General features: G+C 71.6%; 25 protein-coding genes. 15 read left to right on the forward strand and 10 right to left on the reverse strand.

The features are described from left to right. Positions 1–67: 67 nt before the first annotated feature. The gene (locus ABZZ38_RS00510) at positions 68–937 is read right to left on the reverse strand and encodes an NAD(P)H-binding protein (protein WP_356734304.1); all 870 of its coding nucleotides are present in this window, start codon (positions 935–937) and stop codon (positions 68–70) included. Positions 938–1,027: 90 nt separating this feature from the next. Here ABZZ38_RS00510 and ABZZ38_RS00515 point away from each other — a divergent pair, with 90 nt between their 5' ends. Then, the gene (locus ABZZ38_RS00515) at positions 1,028–1,450 is read left to right on the forward strand and encodes a helix-turn-helix domain-containing protein (RefSeq protein ID WP_356734305.1); all 423 of its coding nucleotides are present in this window, start codon (positions 1,028–1,030) and stop codon (positions 1,448–1,450) included. A 114-nt stretch (positions 1,451–1,564) separates the two neighbouring features. Here ABZZ38_RS00515 and ABZZ38_RS00520 read toward each other — a convergent pair whose 3' ends face one another. The 5 genes from ABZZ38_RS00520 to ABZZ38_RS00540 form a co-directional block, all read right to left on the reverse strand. Beyond that, a complete protein-coding gene (locus tag ABZZ38_RS00520) occupies positions 1,565–2,614 on the reverse strand; it encodes a 2-oxoacid:ferredoxin oxidoreductase subunit beta (protein ID WP_356734307.1) in 1,050 nt (349 codons plus the stop codon). Continuing rightward, positions 2,607–4,562, reverse strand: coding sequence for a 2-oxoacid:acceptor oxidoreductase subunit alpha (locus tag ABZZ38_RS00525; protein ID WP_356734308.1), 1,956 nt, complete (start codon positions 4,560–4,562; stop codon positions 2,607–2,609). The genes ABZZ38_RS00520 and ABZZ38_RS00525 overlap by 8 nt, the downstream gene beginning before the upstream one ends. A 246-nt stretch (positions 4,563–4,808) precedes the next feature. Beyond that, a complete protein-coding gene (locus tag ABZZ38_RS00530; protein ID WP_356734309.1) occupies positions 4,809–5,468 on the reverse strand; it encodes a response regulator transcription factor in 660 nt (219 codons plus the stop codon). Between the two features lie 215 nt (positions 5,469–5,683). Next, complete coding sequence (locus tag ABZZ38_RS00535) at positions 5,684–7,051, reverse strand: sensor domain-containing protein (protein ID WP_356734310.1); 1,368 nt, start codon at positions 7,049–7,051, stop codon at positions 5,684–5,686. Positions 7,052–7,165: 114 nt separating this feature from the next. Beyond that, the gene (locus tag ABZZ38_RS00540) at positions 7,166–8,443 is read right to left on the reverse strand and encodes a sensor domain-containing protein (RefSeq protein ID WP_356734311.1); all 1,278 of its coding nucleotides are present in this window, start codon (positions 8,441–8,443) and stop codon (positions 7,166–7,168) included. Positions 8,444–8,624: 181 nt separating this feature from the next. On the opposite strand from ABZZ38_RS00540, the gene ABZZ38_RS00545 reads away from it, so the two are divergent. The 13 genes from ABZZ38_RS00545 (at position 8,625) to ABZZ38_RS00605 (ending at position 20,239) form a co-directional block, all read left to right on the forward strand. Further along, positions 8,625–9,026 (forward strand): NADH-quinone oxidoreductase subunit A, encoded by a 402-nt coding sequence (locus ABZZ38_RS00545; RefSeq protein ID WP_356734312.1) that lies wholly within the window; start codon positions 8,625–8,627, stop codon positions 9,024–9,026. After that, positions 9,017–9,673 (forward strand): NADH-quinone oxidoreductase subunit B family protein, encoded by a 657-nt coding sequence (locus tag ABZZ38_RS00550; protein WP_356734313.1) that lies wholly within the window; start codon positions 9,017–9,019, stop codon positions 9,671–9,673. Before ABZZ38_RS00545 ends, ABZZ38_RS00550 begins: the two co-directional genes overlap by 10 nt. Further along, positions 9,670–10,761 (forward strand): NADH-quinone oxidoreductase subunit C, encoded by a 1,092-nt coding sequence (locus tag ABZZ38_RS00555; RefSeq protein WP_356734314.1) that lies wholly within the window; start codon positions 9,670–9,672, stop codon positions 10,759–10,761. Before ABZZ38_RS00550 ends, ABZZ38_RS00555 begins: the two co-directional genes overlap by 4 nt. Further along, positions 10,758–11,726, forward strand: a complete 969-nt coding sequence (locus ABZZ38_RS00560; RefSeq protein WP_356734315.1) for a complex I subunit 1 family protein — start codon at positions 10,758–10,760, stop codon at positions 11,724–11,726. Before ABZZ38_RS00555 ends, ABZZ38_RS00560 begins: the two co-directional genes overlap by 4 nt. Beyond that, positions 11,726–12,322: an NADH-quinone oxidoreductase subunit I gene (locus ABZZ38_RS00565; protein ID WP_356734316.1), complete on the forward strand. Its 597-nt coding sequence runs from the start codon at positions 11,726–11,728 to the stop codon at positions 12,320–12,322. The genes ABZZ38_RS00560 and ABZZ38_RS00565 overlap by 1 nt, the downstream gene beginning before the upstream one ends. Then, positions 12,319–12,873, forward strand: coding sequence for an NADH-quinone oxidoreductase subunit J (locus ABZZ38_RS00570; RefSeq protein WP_356734317.1), 555 nt, complete (start codon positions 12,319–12,321; stop codon positions 12,871–12,873). The genes ABZZ38_RS00565 and ABZZ38_RS00570 overlap by 4 nt, the downstream gene beginning before the upstream one ends. Then, positions 12,873–13,214: an NADH-quinone oxidoreductase subunit NuoK gene (nuoK, locus tag ABZZ38_RS00575; RefSeq protein WP_356734318.1), complete on the forward strand. Its 342-nt coding sequence runs from the start codon at positions 12,873–12,875 to the stop codon at positions 13,212–13,214. Before ABZZ38_RS00570 ends, nuoK begins: the two co-directional genes overlap by 1 nt. Continuing rightward, positions 13,211–15,211: an NADH-quinone oxidoreductase subunit L gene (locus ABZZ38_RS00580; RefSeq protein ID WP_356734319.1), complete on the forward strand. Its 2,001-nt coding sequence runs from the start codon at positions 13,211–13,213 to the stop codon at positions 15,209–15,211. Before nuoK ends, ABZZ38_RS00580 begins: the two co-directional genes overlap by 4 nt. 3 nt (positions 15,212–15,214) lie before the next feature. Further along, positions 15,215–16,792: an NADH-quinone oxidoreductase subunit M gene (locus tag ABZZ38_RS00585; RefSeq protein WP_356734320.1), complete on the forward strand. Its 1,578-nt coding sequence runs from the start codon at positions 15,215–15,217 to the stop codon at positions 16,790–16,792. Further along, a complete protein-coding gene (locus tag ABZZ38_RS00590) occupies positions 16,789–18,312 on the forward strand; it encodes an NADH-quinone oxidoreductase subunit N (protein WP_356734321.1) in 1,524 nt (507 codons plus the stop codon). The genes ABZZ38_RS00585 and ABZZ38_RS00590 overlap by 4 nt, the downstream gene beginning before the upstream one ends. A 58-nt stretch (positions 18,313–18,370) precedes the next feature. After that, positions 18,371–18,829, forward strand: coding sequence for an MscL family protein (locus ABZZ38_RS00595; protein ID WP_356734322.1), 459 nt, complete (start codon positions 18,371–18,373; stop codon positions 18,827–18,829). A 157-nt stretch (positions 18,830–18,986) separates the two neighbouring features. Continuing rightward, entirely contained in the window at positions 18,987–19,850 is an 864-nt protein-coding gene (htpX, locus tag ABZZ38_RS00600) for a zinc metalloprotease HtpX (RefSeq protein ID WP_356734323.1), read from the forward strand. Beyond that, on the forward strand, positions 19,847–20,239 hold the full coding sequence (locus ABZZ38_RS00605; protein ID WP_356734324.1) for a YccF domain-containing protein: 393 nt from the start codon (positions 19,847–19,849) through the stop codon (positions 20,237–20,239). The genes htpX and ABZZ38_RS00605 overlap by 4 nt, the downstream gene beginning before the upstream one ends. Positions 20,240–20,427: 188 nt before the next feature. Here the strand turns inward: ABZZ38_RS00605 and ABZZ38_RS00610 are convergent, their stop codons facing one another. Further along, positions 20,428–21,642, reverse strand: a complete 1,215-nt coding sequence (locus ABZZ38_RS00610; RefSeq protein ID WP_356734325.1) for an amino acid permease — start codon at positions 21,640–21,642, stop codon at positions 20,428–20,430. 85 nt (positions 21,643–21,727) lie between these two features. Here ABZZ38_RS00610 and ABZZ38_RS00615 point away from each other — a divergent pair, with 85 nt between their 5' ends. Next, a complete protein-coding gene (locus ABZZ38_RS00615; protein ID WP_356734326.1) occupies positions 21,728–21,997 on the forward strand; it encodes a GlsB/YeaQ/YmgE family stress response membrane protein in 270 nt (89 codons plus the stop codon). Between the two features lie 39 nt (positions 21,998–22,036). On the opposite strand, the gene ABZZ38_RS00620 is transcribed toward ABZZ38_RS00615, so the two are convergent. The 3 genes from ABZZ38_RS00620 to ABZZ38_RS00630 all read right to left on the reverse strand — a co-directional run bounded on the left by ABZZ38_RS00620 (position 22,037) and on the right by ABZZ38_RS00630 (position 23,910). Then, positions 22,037–22,693, reverse strand: a complete 657-nt coding sequence (locus tag ABZZ38_RS00620) for an alpha-ketoglutarate-dependent dioxygenase AlkB (protein WP_356734327.1) — start codon at positions 22,691–22,693, stop codon at positions 22,037–22,039. Continuing rightward, a complete protein-coding gene (locus ABZZ38_RS00625; RefSeq protein ID WP_356734328.1) occupies positions 22,690–23,196 on the reverse strand; it encodes a methylated-DNA--[protein]-cysteine S-methyltransferase in 507 nt (168 codons plus the stop codon). The genes ABZZ38_RS00620 and ABZZ38_RS00625 overlap by 4 nt, the downstream gene beginning before the upstream one ends. A 225-nt stretch (positions 23,197–23,421) precedes the next feature. Beyond that, positions 23,422–23,910, reverse strand: coding sequence for a YajQ family cyclic di-GMP-binding protein (locus ABZZ38_RS00630; protein WP_356734329.1), 489 nt, complete (start codon positions 23,908–23,910; stop codon positions 23,422–23,424). Positions 23,911–23,997: the final 87 nt, after the last annotated feature.

Below are 23,997 nucleotides of genomic sequence, written 5' to 3' on the forward strand. Positions count from 1 at the left end.
TGCCGAAGGTAGCGCCGGGCGGTCGGGTTGTCATGCCCGTACCCCGAGACGGTCATGACGTTGTGTGTCACCGCTGTCGCAGCGCCCGCGCGACCGAGTCGGCGAGGGGTGTCGTCGGGCGCCCGATCAGACGGGCCAGGTCACCGCTCGTGGCGGACAGCCGGCCCCGCCCGATCGCCCTGTCGACGTCGACGAGGATCGCGGCGAACGGCTCCGGCACACCCGCGCCGGTGAGGATGTCCAGGTGCGTCCCGGCCGGGACGTCCTCGTAGGTGACGGGCTCGCCGGACTGGCGGGCCACCTCGGCCGCGTACTCGGCGAAGGACCACGCCACATCGCCGCTCAGCTCGTACGCCCGGCCCAGGTGGCGCTCGGCCTCACCGGTCAGCACGGCCGCCGCCGCGGCGGCGTAGTCGGCGCGCGCGGCGGAGGCGACGCGGCCCTCACCGGCGTTGGCGACGACGGCACCGTGCTCCAGGACCGGGGCGAGGTGCTCGGTGTAGTTCTCGGTGTACCAGCCGTTGCGCAGGAGCGTGTACGGCAGGCCGGAGCCGAGGATCAGCTCCTCGGTGGCCCTGTGCTCGGCGGCCAGCTCGAAGTCGGCCTCCGGCCCGCCGAGGATTCCGGTGTACGCCAGCTGTGCGACGCCCGCCGCCTTCGCCGCGCTGATCACGGCGGCGTGCTGGGGTACCCGCTGTCCGACCTCGCTGCCGGAGATCAGCAGGACGCGGTCACCGGCCGTGAACGCGCCGGCGAGGGTCTCGGGCCGGCTGTAGTCGGCGATCCGCAGCTCGACGCCGCGCTCCGCCAGGTCGGCGGCCTTGGCCTTGTCGCGTACGACGGCGGCGATGCCGGACGCCGGGACGCCCTGGTCCAGCAGGGCGTCGATGACGAGGCGGCCCAGGCGGCCGGTGGCTCCGGTGACGACGATGCTCATGGGGTTTCTCTCTTTCGTGGGCGATGTCGCACCGACGCTACGTTGAGCACTTACTTTTCGAAAGTACCTACTTTGAAGTAAGGTACTGGCATGCCCGTAAGTCGAGAGCCCGCGAGCACGACCCTTCCGGCGGTGCCGAACGTCAACGAACCGATGTGCCCGTCCCGGCTGGTGCTGGAGCACGTCACCAGCCGGTGGGGCGTGCTGGTCCTCGCCGCGCTCCTGGAACGCTCGTACCGCTTCAGCGAGCTGCGCCGCACCATCGGCGGCGTGAGCGAGAAGATGCTCACCCAGACCCTCCAGACCCTGGAGCGGGACGGCTTCGTCCACCGCGACGCCAAGCCCGTGATCCCGCCGCGCGTCGACTACTCGCTCACCGCCCTCGGCAGGGAGGCGGCGGAGCAGGTGTGGGCGCTGGCGCGGTGGACGGAGCGGCGGCTCGACGCGGTCGTGACGGCCCGCGAGGCGTACGACCAAGCGAGGAACCACGCGAGGAACCACGCGAGGGATTAGGACGAAGGAGCAAGGAAGAAGAAGGAAGCGAAGAAGCGCGGAAGGGGCACCCTCGGGGGAGAGGGTGCCCCTTTGCCGTTCGGATGGCCGTCCGGTTTGCCGTCCGGCTCGGCCCTATCCGACGACCGTCCAGGTGTCGCCGCCCGCGAGGAGCGTGGCGAGGTCGCCCTTGCCGTTGCGTTCGACGGCGGTGTCGAGCTGATCGGCCATGAGGGTGTCGTAGACGGGACGGTCGACGCTGCGGAAGACGCCGATGGGGGTGTGGTGCAGGGTGTCGGGGTCGGCGAGGCGGGAGAGCGCGAAGGCGGTGGTGGGGCTGGGGTTGCGTGCGTCGTGGACGAGGACGCGCGCCTCGTTGTCCGGGGTGACCGTGACGACCTGGAGGTCACCGGTGACGGTGTCTCTGATGACGCCCTTGGACCGGTCGGGCCCGAAGCGGATCGGCCGGCCGTGCTCCAGGCGGATCACGGCCTCCTCCGCCTGCTGCTTGTCCTTGAGGGCGTCGAAGGCGCCGTCGTTGAAGATGTTGCAGTTCTGGTAGATCTCCACCAGGGCGGTACCGGGGTGGTCGGCGGCGGCCCGTAGCACCTCGGTGAGGTGCTTGCGGTCGGAGTCGACGGTCCGGGCGACGAAGGACGCCTCCGCGCCGATGGCCAGCGACACCGGGTTGAACGGCGCGTCGAGCGAGCCCATCGGTGTCGACTTGGTGATCTTGCCGACCTCGCTGGTGGGGGAGTACTGGCCTTTCGTCAGGCCGTAGATCCGGTTGTTGAAGAGCAGGATCTTGAGGTTGACGTTGCGGCGCAGGGCGTGGATGAGGTGGTTGCCGCCGATCGACAGCGCGTCTCCGTCGCCCGTGACGACCCAGACGGACAGGTCGGGGCGGGAGGAGGCCAGTCCGGTGGCGATGGCGGGGGCGCGGCCGTGGATGGAGTGCATCCCGTAGGTGTTCATGTAGTACGGGAAACGGGAGGAGCAGCCGATGCCGGAGACGAAGACGATGTTCTCCTTGGCCAGGCCGAGCTCGGGCATGAAGCCCTGCACGGCGGCCAGGATCGCGTAGTCACCGCACCCCGGGCACCAGCGCACCTCCTGGTCGGACTTGAAGTCCTTCATCGACTGCTTGCCCTCGGCCTTGGGCACCAGTTTCAGCGCCTCACTCATCGATGGCCTCCTTCAGAGCCGTGGCCAGCTGCTCGGCCTTGAACGGCATGCCGTTGACCTGGTTGTGGCTGCGTACGTCGACGAGGTACGTGGCCCGGATGAGGGTGGCGAGCTGGCCGAGGTTCATCTCCGGGATCACGACCTTGTCGTACCTGCCAAGGATCTCGCCGAGGTTGCGCGGGAAGGGGTTGAGATGGCGCAGGTGGGCCTGGGCGATCCGGCCGCCCTCCTTGCGGATGCGGCGCACGGCGGCGGTGATCGGCCCGTACGTCGAGCCCCACCCCAGGACGAGCGTGCGGGCCCCGTCCTGGTCGTCGACCTCGAGGTCCGGGACCTGGATGCCGTCGACCTTGGCCTGGCGGGTGCGGACCATGAAGTCGTGGTTGGCCGGGTCGTAGGAGATGTTGCCCGAGCCGTCCTGCTTCTCGATCCCGCCGATGCGGTGCTCCAGACCCGGCGTGCCCGGCACGGCCCACGGCCGGGCCAGGGTGTGCGGGTCGCGCTTGTAGGGCCAGAACACCTCGGTCCCGTCGGCCAGCGTGTGGTTGGTCCCCGAGGCGAACTGCACGCGCAGGTCCGGCAGCTCGTCCAGGTCGGGGATCCGCCACGGCTCGCTGCCGTTGGCCAGGTACCCGTCGGACAGGAGGAAGACGGGGGTGCGGTAGGTCAGGGCGATGCGGGCGGCCTCCAGGGCCGCGTCGAAACAGTCCGCCGCCGTACGCGGCGCCACGATCGGCACCGGCGCCTCACCGTTGCGCCCGAACATCGCCTGCAGCAGATCGGCCTGCTCGGTCTTGGTCGGCAGACCGGTCGACGGCCCGCCGCGCTGGATGTCCACGATCAGCAGCGGCAGCTCCAGTGAGACCGCCAGCCCGATCGTCTCCGACTTCAGCGCCACACCGGGACCGGAGGTGGTGGTCACCGCCAGCGAACCACCGAACGCCGCCCCCAGCGCCGCGCCGATCCCCGCGATCTCGTCCTCCGCCTGGAAGGTCCGCACGCCGAAATTCTTGTGCTTCGACAGCTCGTGCAGGATGTCCGAGGCCGGGGTGATCGGATACGAGCCCAGATACAGCGGCAGGTCGGCCTGGCGGGAGGCGGCGATCAGCCCGTACGACAGCGCGAGGTTCCCGGAGATGTTGCGGTACGTACCGGGTGGGAAGGCCTGCGTCGCGGGGGCGACCTCGTAGGAGACCGCGAAGTCCTCGGTGGTCTCCCCGAAGTTCCACCCCGCCCGGAAGGCCGCCACGTTCGCCTCGGCGATCTCGGGCTTACGGGCGAACTTGCGCCGCAGGAACTTCTCCGTGCCCTCGGTGGGCCGGTGGTACATCCACGACAACAGCCCCAGCGCGAACATGTTCTTCGACCGCTCGGCCTCCTTGCGCGGCAGGCCGAAGTCCTTGAGCGCCTCGATCGTCAGCGTCGTCAGCGGCACCGGGTGGACGCGGTAGCCGTCCAGGGAGCCGTCCTCCAGCGGACTCGTCTCATAGCCGACCTTCGCCATCGCCCGCTTGGCGAACTCGTCGGTGTTGACGATGATCTCGCCGCCGCGTGGTACGTCACCGATGTTGGCCTTCAGCGCGGCGGGGTTCATCGCCACCAGTACGTTCGGCGCGTCACCGGGGGTGAGGATGTCGTGGTCGGCGAAGTGCAGCTGGAAGGAGGAGACACCCGGCAGGGTCCCGGCGGGCGCCCGGATCTCGGCCGGGAAGTTCGGCAGGGTCGACAGATCGTTGCCGAACGTCGCCGTCTCCGAGGTGAACCGGTCACCCGTCAGCTGCATACCGTCGCCCGAGTCACCCGCGAAACGGATGATCACCCGCTCCAGACGACGCACTTCCTTCTCGCCACCCTGCCGCGCCGGAGCGGTGCGCTGCTCCCCGACGACGGCCTCGTCCGTCTCGGCCTCGCCGGACTGCTCGGCTGGGCTACTGACCTGGCTGGTCACTGAACTGGACCTCCCTCAAGACAAGGGGCCTCCCCGCCGTCAGCGGGGGAACGCTCGGGAGTCGGCCTGCCGGCCATTGCTCCCAACGCCCACCCTACGTCCGTAAGGGTCGCCCTCCTCGGACCGCTCGGAATTCGGACGCGTTTGTGGAACGTCCCTCCATCCGGACTGATCATGCTCGTCTCCCCCCTGGTGCCGTGTGAATGACGCTCCCGACGTGCCTCCGGATCACGCCCCCACCACCCGTCAGGTGTTCAGGTACGTCAGGACCGCCAGTACCCGTCGGTGATCCCCGTCGCTCGGCGACAGCCCGAGCTTCGGGAAGATGTTGCTCACATGCTTCTCCACCGCGCCGTCGCTCACCACGAGCTGCCGCGCGATCGCCGAGTTCGTCCGCCCTTCCGCCATCAGGCCGAGGACCTCCCGCTCGCGGGGCGTCAGCCCCGCCAGGACGTCCTGCTTACGGCTCCGCCCCAGCAGCTGCGCCACCACCTCCGGGTCCAGGGCGGTGCCGCCGCGCGCGACCCGCACCACCGCGTCCACGAACTCGCGGACCTCGGCGACCCGGTCCTTCAGCAGGTACCCCACGCCCCGGGTGTTGCCGGCCAGCAGCTCGGTGGCGTACCGCTCCTCGACGTACTGCGACAGGACGAGCACCCCGATGCCGGGGTGCTCCTTGCGCAGCCGCACCGCCGCCCGCACCCCCTCGTCCGTGTGCGTCGGCGGCATCCGTACGTCCGCGACCACCACGTCCGGGAGAGTGTCCTGGGCCGCCAGGTCGCCGATGGTCCTGATCAGCGCCTCGCCGTCCCCGACGCCGGCGACGACCTCATGGCCCCGGTCGGTCAGCAGCCGGGTCAGGCCCTCCCGGAGCAGCACCGAGTCCTCGGCGATGACCACACGCACTCTGTCTTCCACGACCTGAAGCCCCCACGCATCGATGTCCTGCACGTCCTGCCCGCGTTCGTCACGCGTCCGGGACCAGCATTCCAGCAACCGGAGCGCCGTGGGCGGGCCTGTGGACAACCAGTGGACAACTGGGGGAGAGCCTTCCGGCCGGGGGTCTCGGGGCGGGGTCTTCCGATGGGCCTTCCGGGTGAGGTCGTCCGGCCCGGGGCCGGTCAGCCGCGCCAGGGCAGCTCGGCGGTGACCGTCGTCGGCCCGCCGGCCGGTGAGCGCACGGCGAGGACCCCGTCCACCGCGTCGAGCCGGTCGGCCAGCCCCGCCAGACCGCCGCCGCCCTCCAGCCGGGCCCCGCCGTGGCCGTTGTCGACCACCTGGAGCATCAGCCGGTCCTCCACCCGCCACACATCGACGGTGGCCCGGGTAGCGCCGGAGTGCTTGGAGACGTTCTGGAGCAGCTCGGAGACGGTGAAGTAGGCGATGCCCTCGATCGCCGGGGCGGGCCGCTCCGGCAGGTCGACGGTCACGGTGACCGGCACGGTGCAGCGGGTGGCGATGGCGGACAGGGCGGCGTCCAGGCCCCGGTCGGTGAGCACGGCGGGGTGGATGCCCCGGGCCAGGTCGCGCAGCTCCTGCAGCGCGGTCTTCACCTCGCCGTGCGCCTCCTCCACCATCCGCGCCGCGGCCTGGGGGTCCTCGGCCAGCTTCTCCCTGGCCAGGCCGAGATCCATCGCCAGGGCGACGAGCCGGGCCTGCGCGCCGTCGTGGAGGTCCCGTTCGATACGGCGCAGGTCGGCGGCGGCCGTGTCGATGACCACGCCCCGGTCCGACTCCAGTTCGACGACCCGGGTGACCAGCCGCGACGGTCCCAGCAGCCCGGTCACCAGCAGCCGGTCGACGGTGGCCAGCGCACGGATCAGCCACGGCGTGATCAGTACGAGGACCAGGCCGGCCAGGCTCGTCACCGTGACCTCGAACGGCGAGTCCAGGTAGAAGCTGTGCGTCCCGTCGCCGTACAGCTGGAGCCCGTCCACACCCCCGTACACCGGGAAGACCCACTGCCACAGCGGATAGGTCAGCAGCGCCCAGCCGTACGCCCAGAAGGTGACCGCGACGGAGAAGGCGAAGACCGCCCACGGCATGTGCACGACCGCGTAGAGGAAGTGCCGCCACGACACCCCGCTCTTGAGCACACCGCCCACCCACCCCATGAGCCCGCCGCGCCGCACGCGTACGGGGTCGGGGTCGGCGACCTCCGCGCGCAGCAGGGCACGCGCGCGTGCCCGTTCCACCGCGCCGAAACCGCGGCAGACGGCGAGCCCGGCGGCCAGGACCGGGATGCCGAGGAAGGTCACGAGCAGCCCGGCGCCGAGCGACGCCACGGTGATGGCGACGACGAAGAAGAACACGCTGAGCGGCAGGCTCAGCAGGAGGTAGCCGAACTCGCGCCAGGTGCGGGCCTCGATCGGCGCGCGCAGCGCCGCGGGCAGACGGTGACGCGGGGTGGGCCCGTCGGGTTGGTGGTCGGGTTGGTGGGGCCGGTCGGGCCGGGAGGGCCGGGTGTCCGGTTCGTAAGCCGTGGCCATCGGTGGGGTCCGTCCGTTTCTGCTCGTGGCGCTCGTCGCGTGGTGCTTCCAAGGCTCCCGGTGCGGACGGCGGCGCACCATGAGGGCCGTATCCGTCTCGACCGGGGGTTTTCCCTACCGGGAGCGGCCGGCGGGGGTCCCGGAGGCCGGGCGGGCGGCGTCCCGGCCGCGCCAGGGCAGCTCGGCGGTGACCGTCGTCGGCCCGCCGACGGGGGACTCCAGGACGAACAGCCCGTCGACCGCGCCGAGCCGTTCCGCCAGGCCCGCCATGCCGGTGCCGCCGTCCATCCGGGCCCCGCCGTGGCCGTCGTCCGCCACCTGGATCAGCAGCCGGTCCTTGACGCGCCACACGTCGACGGTGGCGCTCCGGGCGCGGGCGTGCTTGGAGACGTTCTGGAGCAGCTCGGAGACGGTGAAGTAGGCGATGCCCTCGATCGCCTCGGCGGGCCGCTCCGGCAGGTCGACGGTCACGGTGACCGGCACGGTGCAGCGGGAGGCGATGGCGGACAGGGCGGCGTCCAGGCCCCGGTCGGTGAGCACGGCGGGGTGGATGCCCCGGGCCAGGTCGCGCAGCTCCCGCAAGGCCAGCTTCACCTCGCCGTGCGCCTCCTCCACCATGGCGGCGGCCGCCTCGGGGTCCTCCAGGAGCTTCTCCTTGGCCAGACCCAGGCCCATGGCGAGGGCGACGAGCCGGGCCTGCGCGCCGTCGTGCAGGTCCCGTTCGATACGGCGCAGGTCGGCGGCGGCCGTGTCGATGACCACGCCCCGGTCCGACTCCAGTTCGGCGATCCGCCGCTCCAGCTCGTCGGACGGCGAGAGCAGGCCACGTGCCAGCGCCCGGTCCACGTTGGTCAGGCCCCGGGTGAGGTAGGCGAGCACCGGCCACAGGACGATCAGCCCCACCAGGGTCACGACGAACGTCAGCACACCCCACGGCAGCCGGATGAAGCCGTACAGCATCGTCCGCCAGGCGACCGGGTCCTTGAGGCCCGTCCACAGCCAGGGGAAGAAGCCGGCGCCGGGCCGGCGCGGCAGCGGGCTCGGTTCGTCGATCCGCACCCCGAGCAGCGCTCTCGCCCGGGCCCGCTCCGACCGGCCGAGCAGCCGAGCCCCGGCCAGCCCGACCGCGAGCAGGGGCAGGCCGACGACGGTCACCGACAGGCCCACGCCGACGGCCACCGTGACCACCGCGTAGAGGAAGCCGATCAGCGCGACCGGGAAATTGGAGAGGAGGTACGCGATCTCCTTCCAGGCCTGCCGCCCGACCGCGATCCGTGCGGGTCGTTCCCCGCTGCCCGGGGCGCCGACCGTGCCGGCCGTGCCTTCGGTGCCGCCTTGGATGCCGCCTTCGGAGCTGCCGACGGGGTGGGGTGCGGGGCTGGGTGGGGTCATGCCACACAGCCTGCCGGGCCCGCGCCCGCGCCCGCCATGGGGCACGTGGGTGGGGCGAAGTAGGGCTAACCCCACCTCAAGAGCGGCACGGCTGATTACCCGCCCATGGCCAGGGCCTAGACTCCCGTGCGTACAGATCGCATAAGGATCTCCACGAGAGCAGGGAGCGAGGGACACGGACGTGCCGGAAGCGACCGTACCGACCGTACTCGCCGTCGACTATTTCCAGAGCTACTCGGTCGTCGGCCTGCTCGCGCTGCTCGGCGTGCTGTTCGTCGCGATCGCCTTCGGCGCGGGACGGCTGCTGCGGCCCGTCGTGCCGACGCCGGAGAAGCTCCTCACCTACGAGTGCGGCGTCGACCCCGTGGGCGAGGGCTGGGCCCACACGCAGGTCCGCTATTACGTCTACTCTTTTCTGTACGTCATCTTCGCCGTCGACTCCATCTTCCTGTTCCCGTGGGCGACGGTTTTCGCAGCGCCGGGGTACGGCGCCACGACGCTGGTCGAGATGTTCATCTTCCTCGGCTTCCTCGCCGTAGGACTGCTCTACGCGTACAAGAAGGGCGTCCTGACATGGACGTGACCCCTGTGACCCCCGGTTCTCCCGTGACGCCCGGTTCCTCCGTGATCCCCGCGTCCCCCGCGATTCCCGCGTCTTCGGCGGCTCCCGTGGATCTTCCCGACCCGAAGAGGCTCGGCGTGCTGTCCCGGCTCGCGCCCGAGCCGATGAAGGTGGTCCTGAACTGGGGCCGCCGTTACAGCCTGTGGGTCTTCAACTTCGGCCTCGCCTGCTGCGCGATCGAGTTCATCGCCGCGTCGATGGCCCGGCACGACTTCATCCGGCTGGGCGTGATCCCCTTCGCGCCCGGGCCGCGCCAGGCCGACCTCATGGTCGTGTCCGGGACGGTCACCGACAAGATGGCCCCGGCCGTGAAGCGGCTGTACGAGCAGATGCCGGAGCCCAAGTACGTCATCTCCTTCGGCGCCTGCTCCAACTGCGGCGGGCCGTACTGGGATTCGTACGCCGTCACCAAGGGCGTCGACCAGATCATCCCGGTCGACGTGTACGTACCGGGCTGCCCGCCGCGCCCCGAGGCGCTGCTCCAGGGCATCCTCAAGCTCCAGGAGAAGATCGCCCGCGAGTCGCTCGACGAGCGGTACGGGCGGTCGTCCTCGGTCGCCGAGCTCCGCAGCGGCCTGGTGACCCCGCCGCCGGGGGGCACGGTGTGAACGCGTACGACCGCCTCCCCGAGGCCGTCACCGAGGTCTTCGGCGAGGAGGCCACGGCCGAGCGCGCGTTCGACCTGCTCACGGTCGACGTCCCGGCCGGCTCCTGGACCGCAGCCCTCGAAACGGCCCGTGACACGCTGGGCTGCACCTACTTCGACTGGCTGAGCGCCGTCGACGAACCGGGTACGGGCTTCCGGGTGTGCGCCCATGTCGTGGCCCTGGAAGGCCGCCAGGTGCGGCGACTGCTGCTGCGCACGACCGTGCCGCACCACGCGCCCGCACTGCCCACCGCCGTCGGCGTCTACGCGGGCGCGGCCTGGCACGAACGTGAGACGCACGAGATGTTCGGCGTGACGTTCACCGACCACCCGCACCTGGTGCCGCTGCTGTTGCCGGACGGCTTCGAGGGCCACCCGCTGCGCAAGGACTTCGTACTCGCCGCCCGCGTGGCCAAGGCCTGGCCCGGCGCGAAGGAGCCGGGGGAGTCCGAGCACGGCGGCGGGCCCAAGCGCCGTCAGATGCTGCCCCCGGGCGTGCCCGACCCCAACGAGTGGGGCCCGCTCAAGGGCCAGCTCCCCCCTGCCCCGGCGCGCCCCACCCGCGAACGCCCGGCCCGCGCCGCCGGCGACCGCCCGGTACGCCGCACCCGCACGGCGGGCGAGGGCTCGGCGAGCCAGACCGCCCCGGAGACCCCGGAGACCCCGGGGGCCTCGCAGGCCCCGGGTGCGGACGCCCCTGCCGTACGGCCCCGCCGTACGCGTACGGCGGGCGAGGGGTCGGCGAGCCAGACGCGCGAGCCGCGCACCGCGCGGGAGGACGCCGCCCCGCGGCCCACGCGCACCCGCAGCGCGGACGCACCCTGGAACAACCCGCGCCCCGCCTTCGAGGACACCCCGGCCCCGGAACCGGTTGCCGCTCCGGAACCCGGGGGCGAGCCGAGCAGTGAGCCCGCCCCCGCTCCGGAACCGGCTCCCGCCCCGGAACCCGGGGGCGAGCCGAGCCGCGAGCCCGCTCCCGCCCCGGAACCGGCGGACGCACCCGACACCCCCCGCCCCGAAGAGCAGCGGCGACCTGAAGGAGACGCGTGAACGACGTACTCGACGTCGCCCTCCGGCTGGTCATCGTCCTCGGCGTGTTCCTGGTCATGCCGTTGGTGATCGGGCAGACCGAGCACAAGGTCATGGCCCACATGCAGGGCCGCCTCGGCCCCATGTACGCCGGCGGCTTCCACGGCTGGGCCCAGCTCGTCGCGGACGGGGTGAAGTTCGCGCAGAAGGAGGACATCGTCCCGGCCAACGCCGACCGGCGCATCTTCCAGCTCGCGCCGGCCGTCGCCCTCCTCCCGTACCTCCTGGTCCTGGTCGCCATCCCGATCGGCCCGGGCGAGGGCGCCGTCGGCGAGATCGTCGACGCGGGCATCTTCTTCGTCCTCGCCGTCATGGGCGTCGGCGTGCTCGGCTCGCTCATGGCGGGCTGGGCGTCCGCCAACAAGTTCTCCCTCCTGGGCGGCCTGCGCACCGCCGCGCAGCTCCTCGCCTACGAACTGCCCATGCTGCTCGCCGCCGCCTCCGTCGCGATGGCGGCCGGCACGGTCTCCCTCCCCGGCATCCTCGACGCCTTCGAGTGGTGGTGGCTGCCGTGGCAGATCGTCGGCGCGCTGGTGTTCTTCATCGCGGGCCTCGCCGAGCTGCAGCGACCGCCCTTCGACATGCCGGTCGCCGATTCCGAGATCATCTTCGGCGCGTACACCGAGTACACCGGCCTGCGCTTCGCGCTGTTCCTGCTCGCCGAGTACGCGGGCATCGTCGTGCTGTGCGGTCTGACCACCGTCCTCTTCCTCGGCGGCTGGCACGGCCCGTTCGGGGCCGAGGGCCTCGGCTGGGTCTGGACCCTGCTCAAGACGGCCGTGCTCGCCTTCATCGTGATCTGGCTGCGCGTGAGCTACCCGCGGCTGCGCGAGGACCAGCTGCAGAAGCTCGCCTGGACCACGCTCGTCCCGCTCGCCCTCGCTCAGATCGCCCTCACCGGCGTCGTCAAGGTGGTGATCCAGTAATGGCTCCGATCCCGGGCAGCGGCCTGGCCAAGGGCCTGGCCGTCACCCTCCGCACGATGACGAAGAAGAGCCACACCGCGCAGTACCCCGACGCCCAGCCCGAGCTCCCGCCGCGTACCCGTGGCGTGATCGGACTGTTCGAGGAGAACTGCACGGTCTGCATGCTCTGCGCCCGCGAATGCCCCGACTGGTGCATCTACATCGACTCCCACAAGGAGACGATCCCCGCCGCCGCCCCCGGCGGCCGTGAGCGCAGCCGCAACGTCCTCGACCGGTTCGCCATCGACTTCGCGCTCTGCATGTACTGCGGTATCTGCATCGAGGTCTGTCCTTTCGACGCGCTGTTCTGGTCGCCCGAGTTCGAGTACGCGGAGACGGACATCCACGACCTCACCCACGAGCGGGACAAGCTCCGCGAGTGGATGTGGACGGTCCCCGAGCCGCCCGCCCTCGACCCCGGCGCCGAGGAGCCCAAGGAGATCGCCGCCGCTCGCAAGAGCGCCGAGAAGCTGGCGGCCGCCCGGGCTGCCGAGACGGACACGCCCGCCGCCGGCAGCGAGCCGCCGCCGCGCCCGGCCGAGGGAGGCACCGAGTGACGCTCGCCACCGCGAACGCCGCCCCCGGCTTCCTGTCGCCCACCGGCGTCGAGATCGCCTTCCTCCTGGTCGGCATCGTCACCCTCGGCGCGGCCGTCATCACGGTCACGACCAAGCAGCTGGTGCACGCCGCCCTCTGGCTGGTCGTGGCGCTCGGCGGCATCGCCGTCGAGTACCTCCTCCTCACGGCGGAGTTCGTCGCCTGGGTGCAGGTGCTGATCTACGTCGGTTCCGTCGTCGTCCTCCTCCTCTTCGGTTTGATGCTCACCAAGGCACCCATCGGCCGCTCCCCGGACGCCGACTCGGGCAATCGCCCCGCCGCCCTCGTGGTCGCCCTCGCCGCCGCGGCCGCCCTCGTCTGGGTGGTCGTCGACGCCTTCCGCGCCACCTGGATCGACCTCGACGGGCCCGCGCAGGGCTCCACCAAGGTGTCCGGCGCGATCCTCTTCCGGCACTGGGTCCTGCCCTTCGAGGCGCTCTCCGTCCTCCTGCTCGCCGCGCTCGTCGGCGCGATCGTCCTGTCCCGCAAGGACCGGGAAGGGGAACGCTGATGCACCTCGCCTATCCCGCCGTGCTGGCCGTCCTGCTGTTCTGCACGGGGCTGTACGGAGTGCTCGCGCGCCGCAACGCGATCCTGGTCCTGATGTCCGTCGAGCTGATGCTCAACGCCGTCAACCTCAACCTGGTCGCCTTCGACGTCTGGCTCCGCGACACCCTGCACGCCGGCCAGGCGCTCACCCTCTTCACCATCGCCATCGCCGCCGCCGAGATCGGCATCGGTCTGGCGATCGTCCTGATGGTGTACCGGAACCGCGGCACCTCGGACATCGACAAGCTTCGTGACAACGCCGAGTCGGCGGGCCCCGACGAGAAGGCTGAGGCCACCGCGTGACCACCACGACCCTCGCCGTCCTCGTCCCCCTCCTTCCGTTCCTGAGCGCACTCGCCGGGCTGCTGCTCGGCCGTGGCGCGCCCGGCTTCGTCCGCCCGCTCGCCGTCCTTCCGACGCTCGCCGCTTTCGTGCTCGCCGTCCTCGTGGCCGTACGCCAGGGCGGCGGCCGGGCGATCGACGCGGCCACCCAGCTCACCCCGACCGGGTCGGTCCCCATCGACCTCGCCCTCCACCTGGACGGCTTCGCGGTCCTCACGGCCGTCCTCGTGGGCCTGGTCGCCTCCTGCGTGCAGCTCTACTCGACGGCCTACCTGCGCGACGACCCCCGCTACCCGTCCTACGCGGCGCTCATCTCCCTCTTCACCTCCGCGATGCTGCTCGTCGTCTACTCCGGCGACCTGATGGTGCTGCTGGTCGGCTGGGAGATCATGGGCATCTGCTCGTACTTCCTGGTCGGCCACTACTGGGAGACCCCCGAGGCGCGGGCCGCCTCCCTGAAGGCGTTCCTGGTCACCAAGCTGGGCGACGTCCCCTTCCTGATCGGCCTGTTCGCGCTGGCCGCCGACGCCGGCACGTTCCGGATCACCGGGGTCCTCGGCGCCGTCGCCACCGGCGGCATCGACCATCCGACCCTGGTGGCGCTGCTGCTCCTCGCGGGTGTGGCGGGCAAGTCCGCGCAGTTCCCCCTGCACACCTGGCTGCCCGACGCGATGGCCGGCCCCACGCCGGTCTCCGCGCTGATCCACGCCGCGACGATGGTCGCCGCCGGTATCTACTTCGTGGCCCGCCTCCTTCCCCTCTTCGCCGCCTCCGCGGCGGCCATGACCGTGCTCGCCGTGATGGCCGCGGTCACGATGGTCGGTTCCGCGCTCGCCGCGCTCGCCCAGGACGACATCAAGCGGGTGCTCGCGTACTCGACGATCGGCCAGCTCGGCTACATGTCGGGCGCCCTGGCCGTCGGTGACCGTGGCGCGGCCGTCTTCCACCTCCTGTCGCACGGCGCCTTCAAGGCGCTGCTGTTCCTCGCCGCCGGCGTGGTCATCCACGCCGCCGGCACCAACTCGCTGGCCGCCATGTCCCGTATGCGGGGCCTCGCCGCCCGCGTCCCCGACGCGTACTGGACGATGACGGTCGCGCTGCTCGCGCTCGCCGCGATCCCCCCGTTCGCCGGCTTCTTCTCCAAGGAAGCCGTCCTCGTGGCCGCCGAGCACACCGCCCTCGGGGACCGGGCCGTCGCGCCGGCCGGCGCGGGCTGGATCGTCCTCGTCTCCGGTCTGCTCACCGCCCTCCTCACGGCCGCCTACGCGACCCGCCTGTGGCTGCTGGCCTTCCGGGGCCGGGGCGTCGAAGCCCCCGACCACGGCAGGGAGCCCGTCGTCATGAACGCCGTGCTGTGGGTACTGGCGCTCCCCTCCCTCGCCTTCGGCCTGACCGCCGTCGTGCTCGACGACTGGTTCGACGGCCACGCCCTGACCCCGACCGTCACCACGGCCGTCCTCGGTACGGGCATCGCCCTCGTCGGCGGACTGGTCACCTACGCCACCTGGCGGCACACCACCGCCATGGCCGCCAGGGCCCCGCTCGGCGCGGTCGCCGCGCACCCCCGGGAGGAGCCGGCCGTCTCCGAGGCGGAGGCCATCGCCACCCACACCCCCGCCTACGGCGACATCGCGGCTGCGCCCGACCCCGCCGACCCCGGGCGCGTGCTGCTCGGGCCGCTGCACCGCCACGCCGCCGCCGGCTTCCACGTCGACGCCGTCTACTCCGCGCTGTTCGTACGCCCCGTCCGGGCCGCGGCGTCCCTGGTCGGCTTCCTCGACCGGGAAGTCGTCGAGACGTACGTACGCGGCGCGGGCAGCGGCACGCACCTGCTCGGCCGGGCCGTCCGCCGTGCCCAGACGGGCAACGTGCAGACCTACCTGAGCGTCCTGCTCGCCGGCTCCGTCGTCCTGGCGATCGCCGCCGTCGTCCTTGCCAACGCCAACGCCGGATCGTGAGCCGTGATCGATATCAGCGAATCCGTGACGCAGTTCCTTCTTGCGTTCGTCGTCGTCGGCCCGCTCATCGGCGCCGCCGCGGCCCTCCTCCCGGCCCCGCCCGGACTGAAGGGGAAGTCCCCGGACCAGGCCGTGCTCCGCCACGGCGTGATCGTCACGGGCGCGATCCTCGCCGCCGCGATCGTCCTCACGCTCGGCTTCGACCACGACCACCCGTCGAAGATGCAGGCCACGACGGACATCAGCTGGATCCCCGCACTCGACGTGCGCATCCACCTCGGCATCGACGGCATTTCCCTCCCCCTCCTGCTCCTGACGGCGCTGCTGACCTTCCTCTGCGCGCTGTACAGCTACCGCAACATGCCCGCGGGCCCTTCCCCGAAGGCATTCGTCGCCCTGATCCTGGTCCTCGAGTCCGGCACGCTGGCGACCTTCGCCGTCCTCGATCTGCTGCTGTTCTTCCTGGCCTTCGAGATGGTGCTCATCCCGATGTACTTCCTCATCGCCCGCTGGGGCGGCGAGGGCAGGCGGCAGGCCGCCTGGCGGTTCATCCTCTACACGCTGCTCGGCTCGGTCGTCATGCTGCTCGGCCTGCTCCTCATCGGGCTGAAGGCCGGCACGTTCGACATGGTGGCACTCGCCACTGACAACGGCCGTGACCTCACCACATCCGCGCAGGTCATCGCCGTCCTCGCGATCGGCGTCGGCCTCGCGGTGAAGACCCCGATGTGGCCCCTGCACAGCTGGCTGCCCGACGCGCACACCGCCGCGCCGACCGTCGGCTCCGTCCTCCTCGCCGGTGTCCTGCTGAAGATGGGTACGTACGGATTCGTCCGGATCGTCCTCCCGATCGCACCCGACGGCATGCGGGTCTTCGCGCCCTACCTCGCCGCCTTCGCCGTCGCGGGCGTCATCTACGGATCACTCGCCTGCCTCGCCCTGGCCAGGAGCGGCGCCAGAGGCGACCTCAAGCGCCTGATCGCGTACTCCTCCGTCGGCCACATGGGCTTCGTCCTCCTCGGCATCGCCACCATGACGCCCACCGGCGTCAACGGCGCGCTGTTCGCCAACATCGCCCACGGCCTCATCACCGGCCTGCTGTTCTTCCTGGTCGGCGCGGTCAAGGAGCGGTACGGCACCGCCGACCTCGACACCCTCGCCGGGGCCACCGGCGCCGCGCTCTACGGCCGCGCGCCGCGCCTCGGCGGACTGCTCGCCTTCGCGGCCGTCGCCTCGCTCGGCCTGCCCGGCCTCGCCGGCTTCTGGGGTGAGATGCTCGCGCTGTTCGGGGCGTTCGACCCCGCCGACGGCCTCAGCCGCCCGGCCTTCCTCACCTTCATGGCCATCGGCGCCTTCGGTACGCTGCTCACCGCCGCCTACCTCCTCGTCGTCGTACGCCGCGTCTGCATGGGTGCCAAGCCCGCCGCCGACCAGGCGCCGCTCGACGACATCCGGCCGTACGAGTACGCCGCCTGGACGCCGCTCGCCGCCCTCACCGTCATCGCGGGCCTCTGGCCCGCGCTCCTCCTCGGCCTGACCGACCCGGCCGTGCAGAAGCTCCTCGCAGGAGGAAAGTCGTGACCCTGGCAGCCACGAGTGCCACGAGCGCGGCAGGTCTCGTCCAGTCCGTCGACTGGGCCGCCATCGCGCCACCGACCATCGCAGCCGTCACCGGCCTCGCCGTACTCGTCGCCGACCTCTTCGTACCAAAGGAGCGGCGGCGCGTCCTCGGCTGGGTGTCGATCGCCGGACTCGTGGCGGCGCTCGTCACGCTGGTGCCGCTGCGCACGGGCGACCGCTCCACCTTCTGCCTGACCACCGACGCCCACGCGTGCAGCTACACCGCCGACCACTTCACCCTGGCCATCCAGTTCCTGGTCCTCGGCGGCGCGCTCCTGACGGCCCTGCTGTCCCTGACCGACACCGAGGAGAAGCTGCCCGCCGGGGAGTACTGGTTCCTGCTGCTCTCCTCGGTCGCGGGCGCCGCGCTGCTGCCCGCGTCCAGGGACCTGGCCACCCTCGTCGTCGCCCTGGAGGTCGCCTCGTTGCCGGCCTTCGCGCTCGTCGGCCTCAAGCGGGGCGACCGCATGTCCGGCGAGGCCGCGCTGAAGTTCTTCCTCTCCTCCGTCACCGCGACCGCCGTGACGCTGCTCGGCGTCAGCTTCGTGTACGCCTCGGCCGGCACCCTCCACCTGACGGAGATCGCCCAGGCGCTGGACGACACCCCGGCGCAGCTCGCCACCCTCGCCCAGGCGGGCGTCGTCCTCACCCTCGTGGGCTTCGCCTTCAAGACGGCCGCCGTCCCCTTCCACTTCTGGGTGCCCGACACCTATGTCGGCGCGCCACTGCCCGTCGCCGCCTATCTGTCCGTGGTCGGCAAGGCGGTCGGCTTCACCGGTCTCATCCTGGTGACCGTCGTCGCGTTCCCGTCGTACGCCGACGTCTGGGGCCCCGCCCTGTCCGTCCTGGCCGCGCTGACCATGACCGTCGGCAACGTCGCCGCCCTGCGGCAGGTCCCCACGCGCGCGTGGAGCGCGGTACGGCTGCTCGCCTGGTCCTCCGTGGCCCAGGCCGGGTACCTCCTGGTGCCGATCGCGGCCGCCGCGTACTCCAGCGACGACCAGATCGGTGCCACCGTCTCGTACGCGCTGATGTACGCCGTCGTGAACCTCGGCGCCTTCGCGGTCGCCGCCCTGGTCGCCCGTACGCACCCGCTCAACCGGATCACCGACTACCGCGGCCTGTACGCCGCCCGGCCCGTCACCGCACTGGTCATGGCCTTCTTCCTGCTCTGCCTGGCGGGCCTGCCGCCCGGGATCATCGGCCTCTTCGCCAAGGTCACCGTCTTCTCGTCGGCGGTCGACGCCGGTCTGGGCTGGCTCGCGGTCGTCATGGGCCTCAACGTGGTCATCGCCCTCTACTACTACCTGCAGTGGACGGCGGTGCTCTTCCGCGCGCCCGAGGGCGCCGAAGCCCCCCTGGCGCACCGCGCGGCCCCCGCGCCGGTCACCCTCACCATCGGCCTGACGGCCGTGGGCGGTGTGCTGCTGTCCGGCTATCCCCAGCTGGTGCTGCGCTTCGCCGCCACCACCCTGTTCTGACCTCCGGGACCCCCTGTTCCGACCTCCGGGACCCCCGCCACCACCGAGGAGCAAGGCCGTGCTGAGCGGTTTCAAGGACTTCATCCTGCGCGGAAACGTCATCTCCATGGCGATCGGCCTGGCCGTGGGAGCCGCCTTCACCGCCGTCGTCACCGCCTTCAGCAACGCCTTCGTCGTGCCGCTCATCGGCCTCGCCACCGGTTCCATCGGCGACTACAGCAAGGCCGTCTTCGTGGTCGAGGGCGCCAAGTTCCCGTACGGCCTGTTCATCAGCGCCGCCCTCGCGTTCGTGATCACGGCCGCCGTGCTGTACTTCTGCGTCGTCGCCCCGATGATGAAGATCCAGAGCCGCTTCACGCGCGACCAGCCCTTCGACATCAAGGCGGCGCTGCGCGACTGCCCCCGCTGCTACTCGGAGATCCCGGCCGTCGCCAGCCGCTGCCGCCACTGCACCAGCGAGGTCGAGCCGGTCCCCGAAGTCCTCGCCAAGGCCGGCCTCCCCGCCCCGCGCCAGTAACCCGGGTCACCCGGACGGCCCAGCCCGCCGCCCGTGGGCACCAGGGAACCAGGCACTCCCGCCTGGCGTTGACCAGTACGGGAGGGTCCACTGGACAGTGGATGTGGGCCAGCACCACGCAAAGGGTTCCCCTGCCGCACCACTTGGAGGGCGTACCGTGCACCGCCGGCACAACGGGCTGAGGACCGCCGTACTCCTCGGGGGACTGTCCGCACTCATCATCCTGATCGGCAGCCTCTTCGGGCGTACGGGCCTGATCGTCGCGCTCCTCGTGGCGCTGGGCACCAACGCGTACGCGTACTGGAACAGCGACAAGCTCGCGCTGCGCGCCATGCGTGCCCGCCCGGTGAGCGAGTTCCAGGCGCCGGAGCTGTACCGGATGGTGCGCGAGCTGTCGACGCAGGCGCGGCAGCCCATGCCGCGGCTCTACATCTCACCCACCCAGGCACCCAACGCGTTCGCCACCGGCCGCAACCCGCGCACCGCGGCGGTCTGCTGCACCGAGGGCATCCTGCAGATCCTCGACGAGCGGGAGCTGCGCGGAGTGATCGGCCATGAGCTCAGCCACGTCTACAACCGGGACATCCTGATCTCTTCGGTGGCCGGCGCCCTCGCTTCGGTGATCATGTTCCTGGTGAACTTCGCCTGGCTGATCCCGGTGGGGCGCACGGACGACGACGACGGCCCCGGCCTGCTGGGCCTGCTCCTGATCATGATTCTCGGCCCGCTCGCCGCGTCGGTCATCCAGCTAGCGATCAGCCGTTCCCGGGAGTACGAGGCGGACGCCTCGGGCGCGCAGCTCACCGGTGACCCGCTGGCCCTCGCCAGCGCGCTGCGCAAGCTGGAGGCGGGCGCGAAGCGCCTCCCGCTGCCGCCGGAGCCCAGGATCGAGACCGCGAGCCACATGATGATCGCGAACCCCTTCCGGCGGGGCCAGGGGTTCGCCCGGATGTTCTCCACCCACCCGCCGATGGCGGAACGTATCGCCCGGCTCGAACAGATGGCAGGCCACCGCCCGTGAAGACAATCCTCAACGTCATCTGGCTGGTGCTGAGCGGTTTCTGGCTCTGCCTCGGTTACCTCGCGGCCGGGCTGCTTCTCTGCATCACGATCATCGGCATCCCGTTCGGCCTGGCGGCGTTCCGCATCGGCCTGTACGCGCTGTGGCCCTTCGGCCAGACGGTGGTGGACCGCCGCGACGCGGGTGCGGCGTCCTGCGTCGGCAACGTGCTGTGGCTCGTGCTGGCCGGCTGGTGGCTCGCGATCGGCCATGTCGTCACGGGCGCCGCCCTGTGCGTCACGATCATCGGCATTCCGCTGGGCATCGCGAACTTCAAGCTCATCCCGGTCTCGCTGCTGCCCCTGGGCAAGGAGATCGTCCCGACCGACCGGCCCTTCGCTCCACGCTGACGAGCACGCTGACGAGCCGCGCCGACGACGGTGACGACGTGGTGTCGACGTGGTGACGACGCGGTCGGCAGCCCGGCCGGGGCCGATTGTCAGTGGCGTGGTTCACCATGAACACATGAACGATCGCGAGCAGTACGCAGCCCCGTGCGCGGACGCGCACGCCGCCCGAATATGACGGCCTGGCCTGCCTAGGTCCGCCGCACCGCGTACATCACCGCGCCCGCCGCCAGCACCGCCGCGCCCGCCAGGACGGACGACACGGGCAGGGCGAACGCGAGCAGCAGGCAGCCCGCCGCCCCGGCCGCCGCCAGGGCGCGGCCCGAGCCGAGCGTCCACGCCGAGGCGTTGGCGATGGCGTAGTACGCCAGCACGCCGAACGACGAGAAGCCGATCGCCCCGCGCACGTCCACCGTCGCCGCCACCACCGCGACGACCGCGCCCACCGCCAGGTCCGCGTGGTGCGGTACCCGGAAGCGGGGGTGGACGGCGGCGAGGGTGCCCGGCAGGTGGCCGTCGCGCGCCATCGCCAGCGTCGTACGGGAGACCCCGAGGATCAGCGCCAGCAGCGAGCCGAGCGCGGCCACCGCCGCCCCCACCCGCACCACGGGCACCATCCACCCGGCACCCGCCGCCCGTGCCGCGTCCGCGAGCGGCGCCGTCGCCCCGCCCAGCTCCGGCGCGCCCAGCACCACCAGGACGGAGACCGCCACACCCACATAAACCACCAGCGCGATGGCCAGCGCCACAGGGATCGCCCGGGGGATGGTCCGTGCCGGATCCCTGACCTCCTCGCCGAGCGTGGCGATCCGCGCGTACCCCGCGAACGCGAAGAACAGCAGCCCCGCCGCCTGCAGCACACCCCCCACGGACGCGTCGCCGCCCGGCTCCAGCCGCCCGAAGTCCGCCGCCCCCGACCCGAGGGAGGAGACGGTCACCGCCACCAGGACCGCCAGCACCACGGCGACGATGGCGCGGGTCAGCAGCGCCGACTTCTGTACGCCCCGGTAGTTCACGGCGGTCAGTACCACCACCGCCGCGACCGCCACCGCGCGCGCCTGCCCAGGCCATACGTACGCCCCGACCGTCAGCGCCATCGCCGCGCACGAAGCGGTCTTCCCGACGACGAAGGCCCAGCCCGCGAGGTAACCCCAGAAAGGACCGAGCCGTTCGCGGCCGTACACATAGGTGCCGCCCGACGCCGGGTAGCGGCCCGCCAGCCGCGCCGACGCCATGGCATTGCAGTACGCCACGGCCGCGGCCAGCGCGAGCCCCAGCAGCAACCCGCTGCCGGCCGCCCCGGCCGCGGGCCCGAGCGCGGCGAAGATCCCCGCCCCGACCATCGACCCCAGCCCGATGACAACCGCGTCGAAAACCCCCAGGGACCGCCGCAATTCCTCTGCCATGCGCCGCACCCTACTGATCGCCGCAACCACCCCGTGCGCCCAAGGCGTCTTCCCGGACAACACCGTACGAAAGGCAGGTCATGGCATGACCATCATCAGCTGGATCGTCCTCGGGCTGCTGGCCGGGATCATCGCCAAGATCCTGCTGCCCGGCCGCGACCCGGGCGGTCTGATCGGCACCACGGTCATCGGTGTCGCGGGCGCCTTCGTCGGCGGCTGGCTGTCGGCCCGTTTCCTGGACCGGCCCATCAGCAACGAGTTCTACGACGGCGCGACCTGGGCGGCGGCCATAGGCGGCTCGCTCGTGCTGCTGATCGCGTACCGCATCCTGTTCGGCCACTCCCGCTCGCGCTAGGACAGGCCCGGTCTCCCGTCAGGACATCCCCGTCTCCCGTCAGGACAGCCCCGTCTCCCGCAGGGTGATGTTCAGCCTGCCGGCGGCCAGACCGGTGGCGGGGTCGCCCGTGTCCGGGTAGACCTTCGGCACACCGTGGTGGGCGAAACGCGACGGGCCGCCGAAGACGAAGAGATCCCCCGACACCAGCTCCACGTCCGTGTAGGGCCGCCCGCGCGTCTCGGTGTTCCCGAACCGGAAGACGCAACGATCCCCGATGCTCAGCGACACCACCGGCGCACCCGACCGCTCCTCCTTGTCCTGGTGCATGCCCATCCTGGCACCGCGCTCGTAAAAGTTGACCAGTGCGGTGTCAGGGGCGTAGCCCCCGTCGTCCCCGTACGCCTCCACCAGCGCCGCCCGGCCCAACTCCACCAGCCAGGCCGGGAACCGCGCCACGCGCGCGCCGTTCACGTCGTCCGCGGTACGGGTGTAGCGGTACGGCTGCCAATGCCAGCCCACGCACACCGTCCGCACGGACATCACCCCACCGCCCGGCAGTGCGGTGTGCCGCATCGGCACCGGCCCGCGCGCCCACCCCCGGCACGCCTCGACCAACTCCCGCTGCCGCTCCACCGACAGCCACCCCGGTACATGCACCGCCCCCGGGGCGACCTCCGCCCGCTCGCGCCGGAGCGGGAACAGCCCGTCCGTCACGGCGTGAGCGCGCCTTCGAGCCCGAGCAGCCGCTGCTTGCGCTCCAGCCCGCCCGCGTACCCCCGCAGCGCCCCGTCCGCCCCGATCACCCGGTGGCACGGCCGTACGACGAGCAGCGGATTGCGCCCGATGGCGGTCCCCACCGCCCGCACCCCGGCCCCCGGGGCACCGACGCGCGCGGCGATCCGCCCGTACGTCACGGTCTCGCCGTACGGGATCTCCTCCAGCGCCCGCCACACCCGCCGCTGGAACTCCGTGCCGGCCCCGCTCACGTACGGGATGTCGAAGCGCGTCCGCCGGCCCGCGAAGTACGCGGCGAGCTGCGCGGCGATCCCCTCGAACGCCTCCGGCGCGTGCCGCCACCCCTCACGGACGACCGCGCCGCCCTTCTGGCCCGGCAGGGAGAGCGAGGAGAGCGCGGTGCCGCCCCTCTCCGGGGTGGTCTCCTCGCCGACCAGCAGCATCTCGCCCAGCGGGCCGTCGACGTACGCGTACACCGTCATGGCTCGGTCTTTCCTTCCTCGCAGCGTGGCGCTCCGACCCCAGTTTCGTCCCGGTGCCACCCGGGAGCTGGCGGAAATCGGACACGACGCTCCCGACCGCCGGGACACCGGGCAGTACCGGACAGCGGGTAGGGCCGGACACAGGGCGGCGGACACAGGGCGGGGGCGGACCGGCCCACAGCCGCGCCCGCCCCCGGTCCGTCCGTCGAACCCGCCCCGTCCGCCCTAGCGGTAGTTCACGAACTGGAGCGCGAAGTCGAAGTCCTGCTGCTTCAGCAGCGCGATCACGGCCTGCAGGTCGTCCCGGCTCTTGGAGCTCACGCGCAGCTCGTCGCCCTGCACCTGCGCCTTGACACCCTTGGGCCCCTGGTCGCGGATGATCTTCGCCACCTTCTTGGCGTTCTCCTGGGAGATGCCTTCCTCGATCGAGGCGAAGATCTTGTACTCCTTGCCGGACAGCTGCGGCTCACCGGCGTCCAGCGACTTCAGGGAGATGCCGCGCTTGATCAGCTTGGACTCGAAGACGTCGAGGATCGCCTTGACCCGCTCCTCGGAGTTCGCCTGCATCAGGATCTTCTCGCCGGACCAGGCGATGGACGCCCCGACGTTCTTGAAGTCGTAGCGCTGCGAGATCTCCTTAGCCGCCTGGTTGAGGGCGTTGTCGACCTCCTGCCGCTCGACCTTCGAGACGATGTCGAAACTGGAGTCGGCCATGTCCTTGTGGCTCCTTGGGTCGGGTGCGTATCGGTGCGTATGCGTAGCGGCACGACCGGGTCCCCCCGGACCGCCACCTCAAAGCCT

The organism is Streptomyces sp. NPDC006368, assembly GCF_040612535.1.
In the GTDB taxonomy this organism is placed as follows: Bacteria; Actinomycetota; Actinomycetes; order Streptomycetales; family Streptomycetaceae; genus Streptomyces.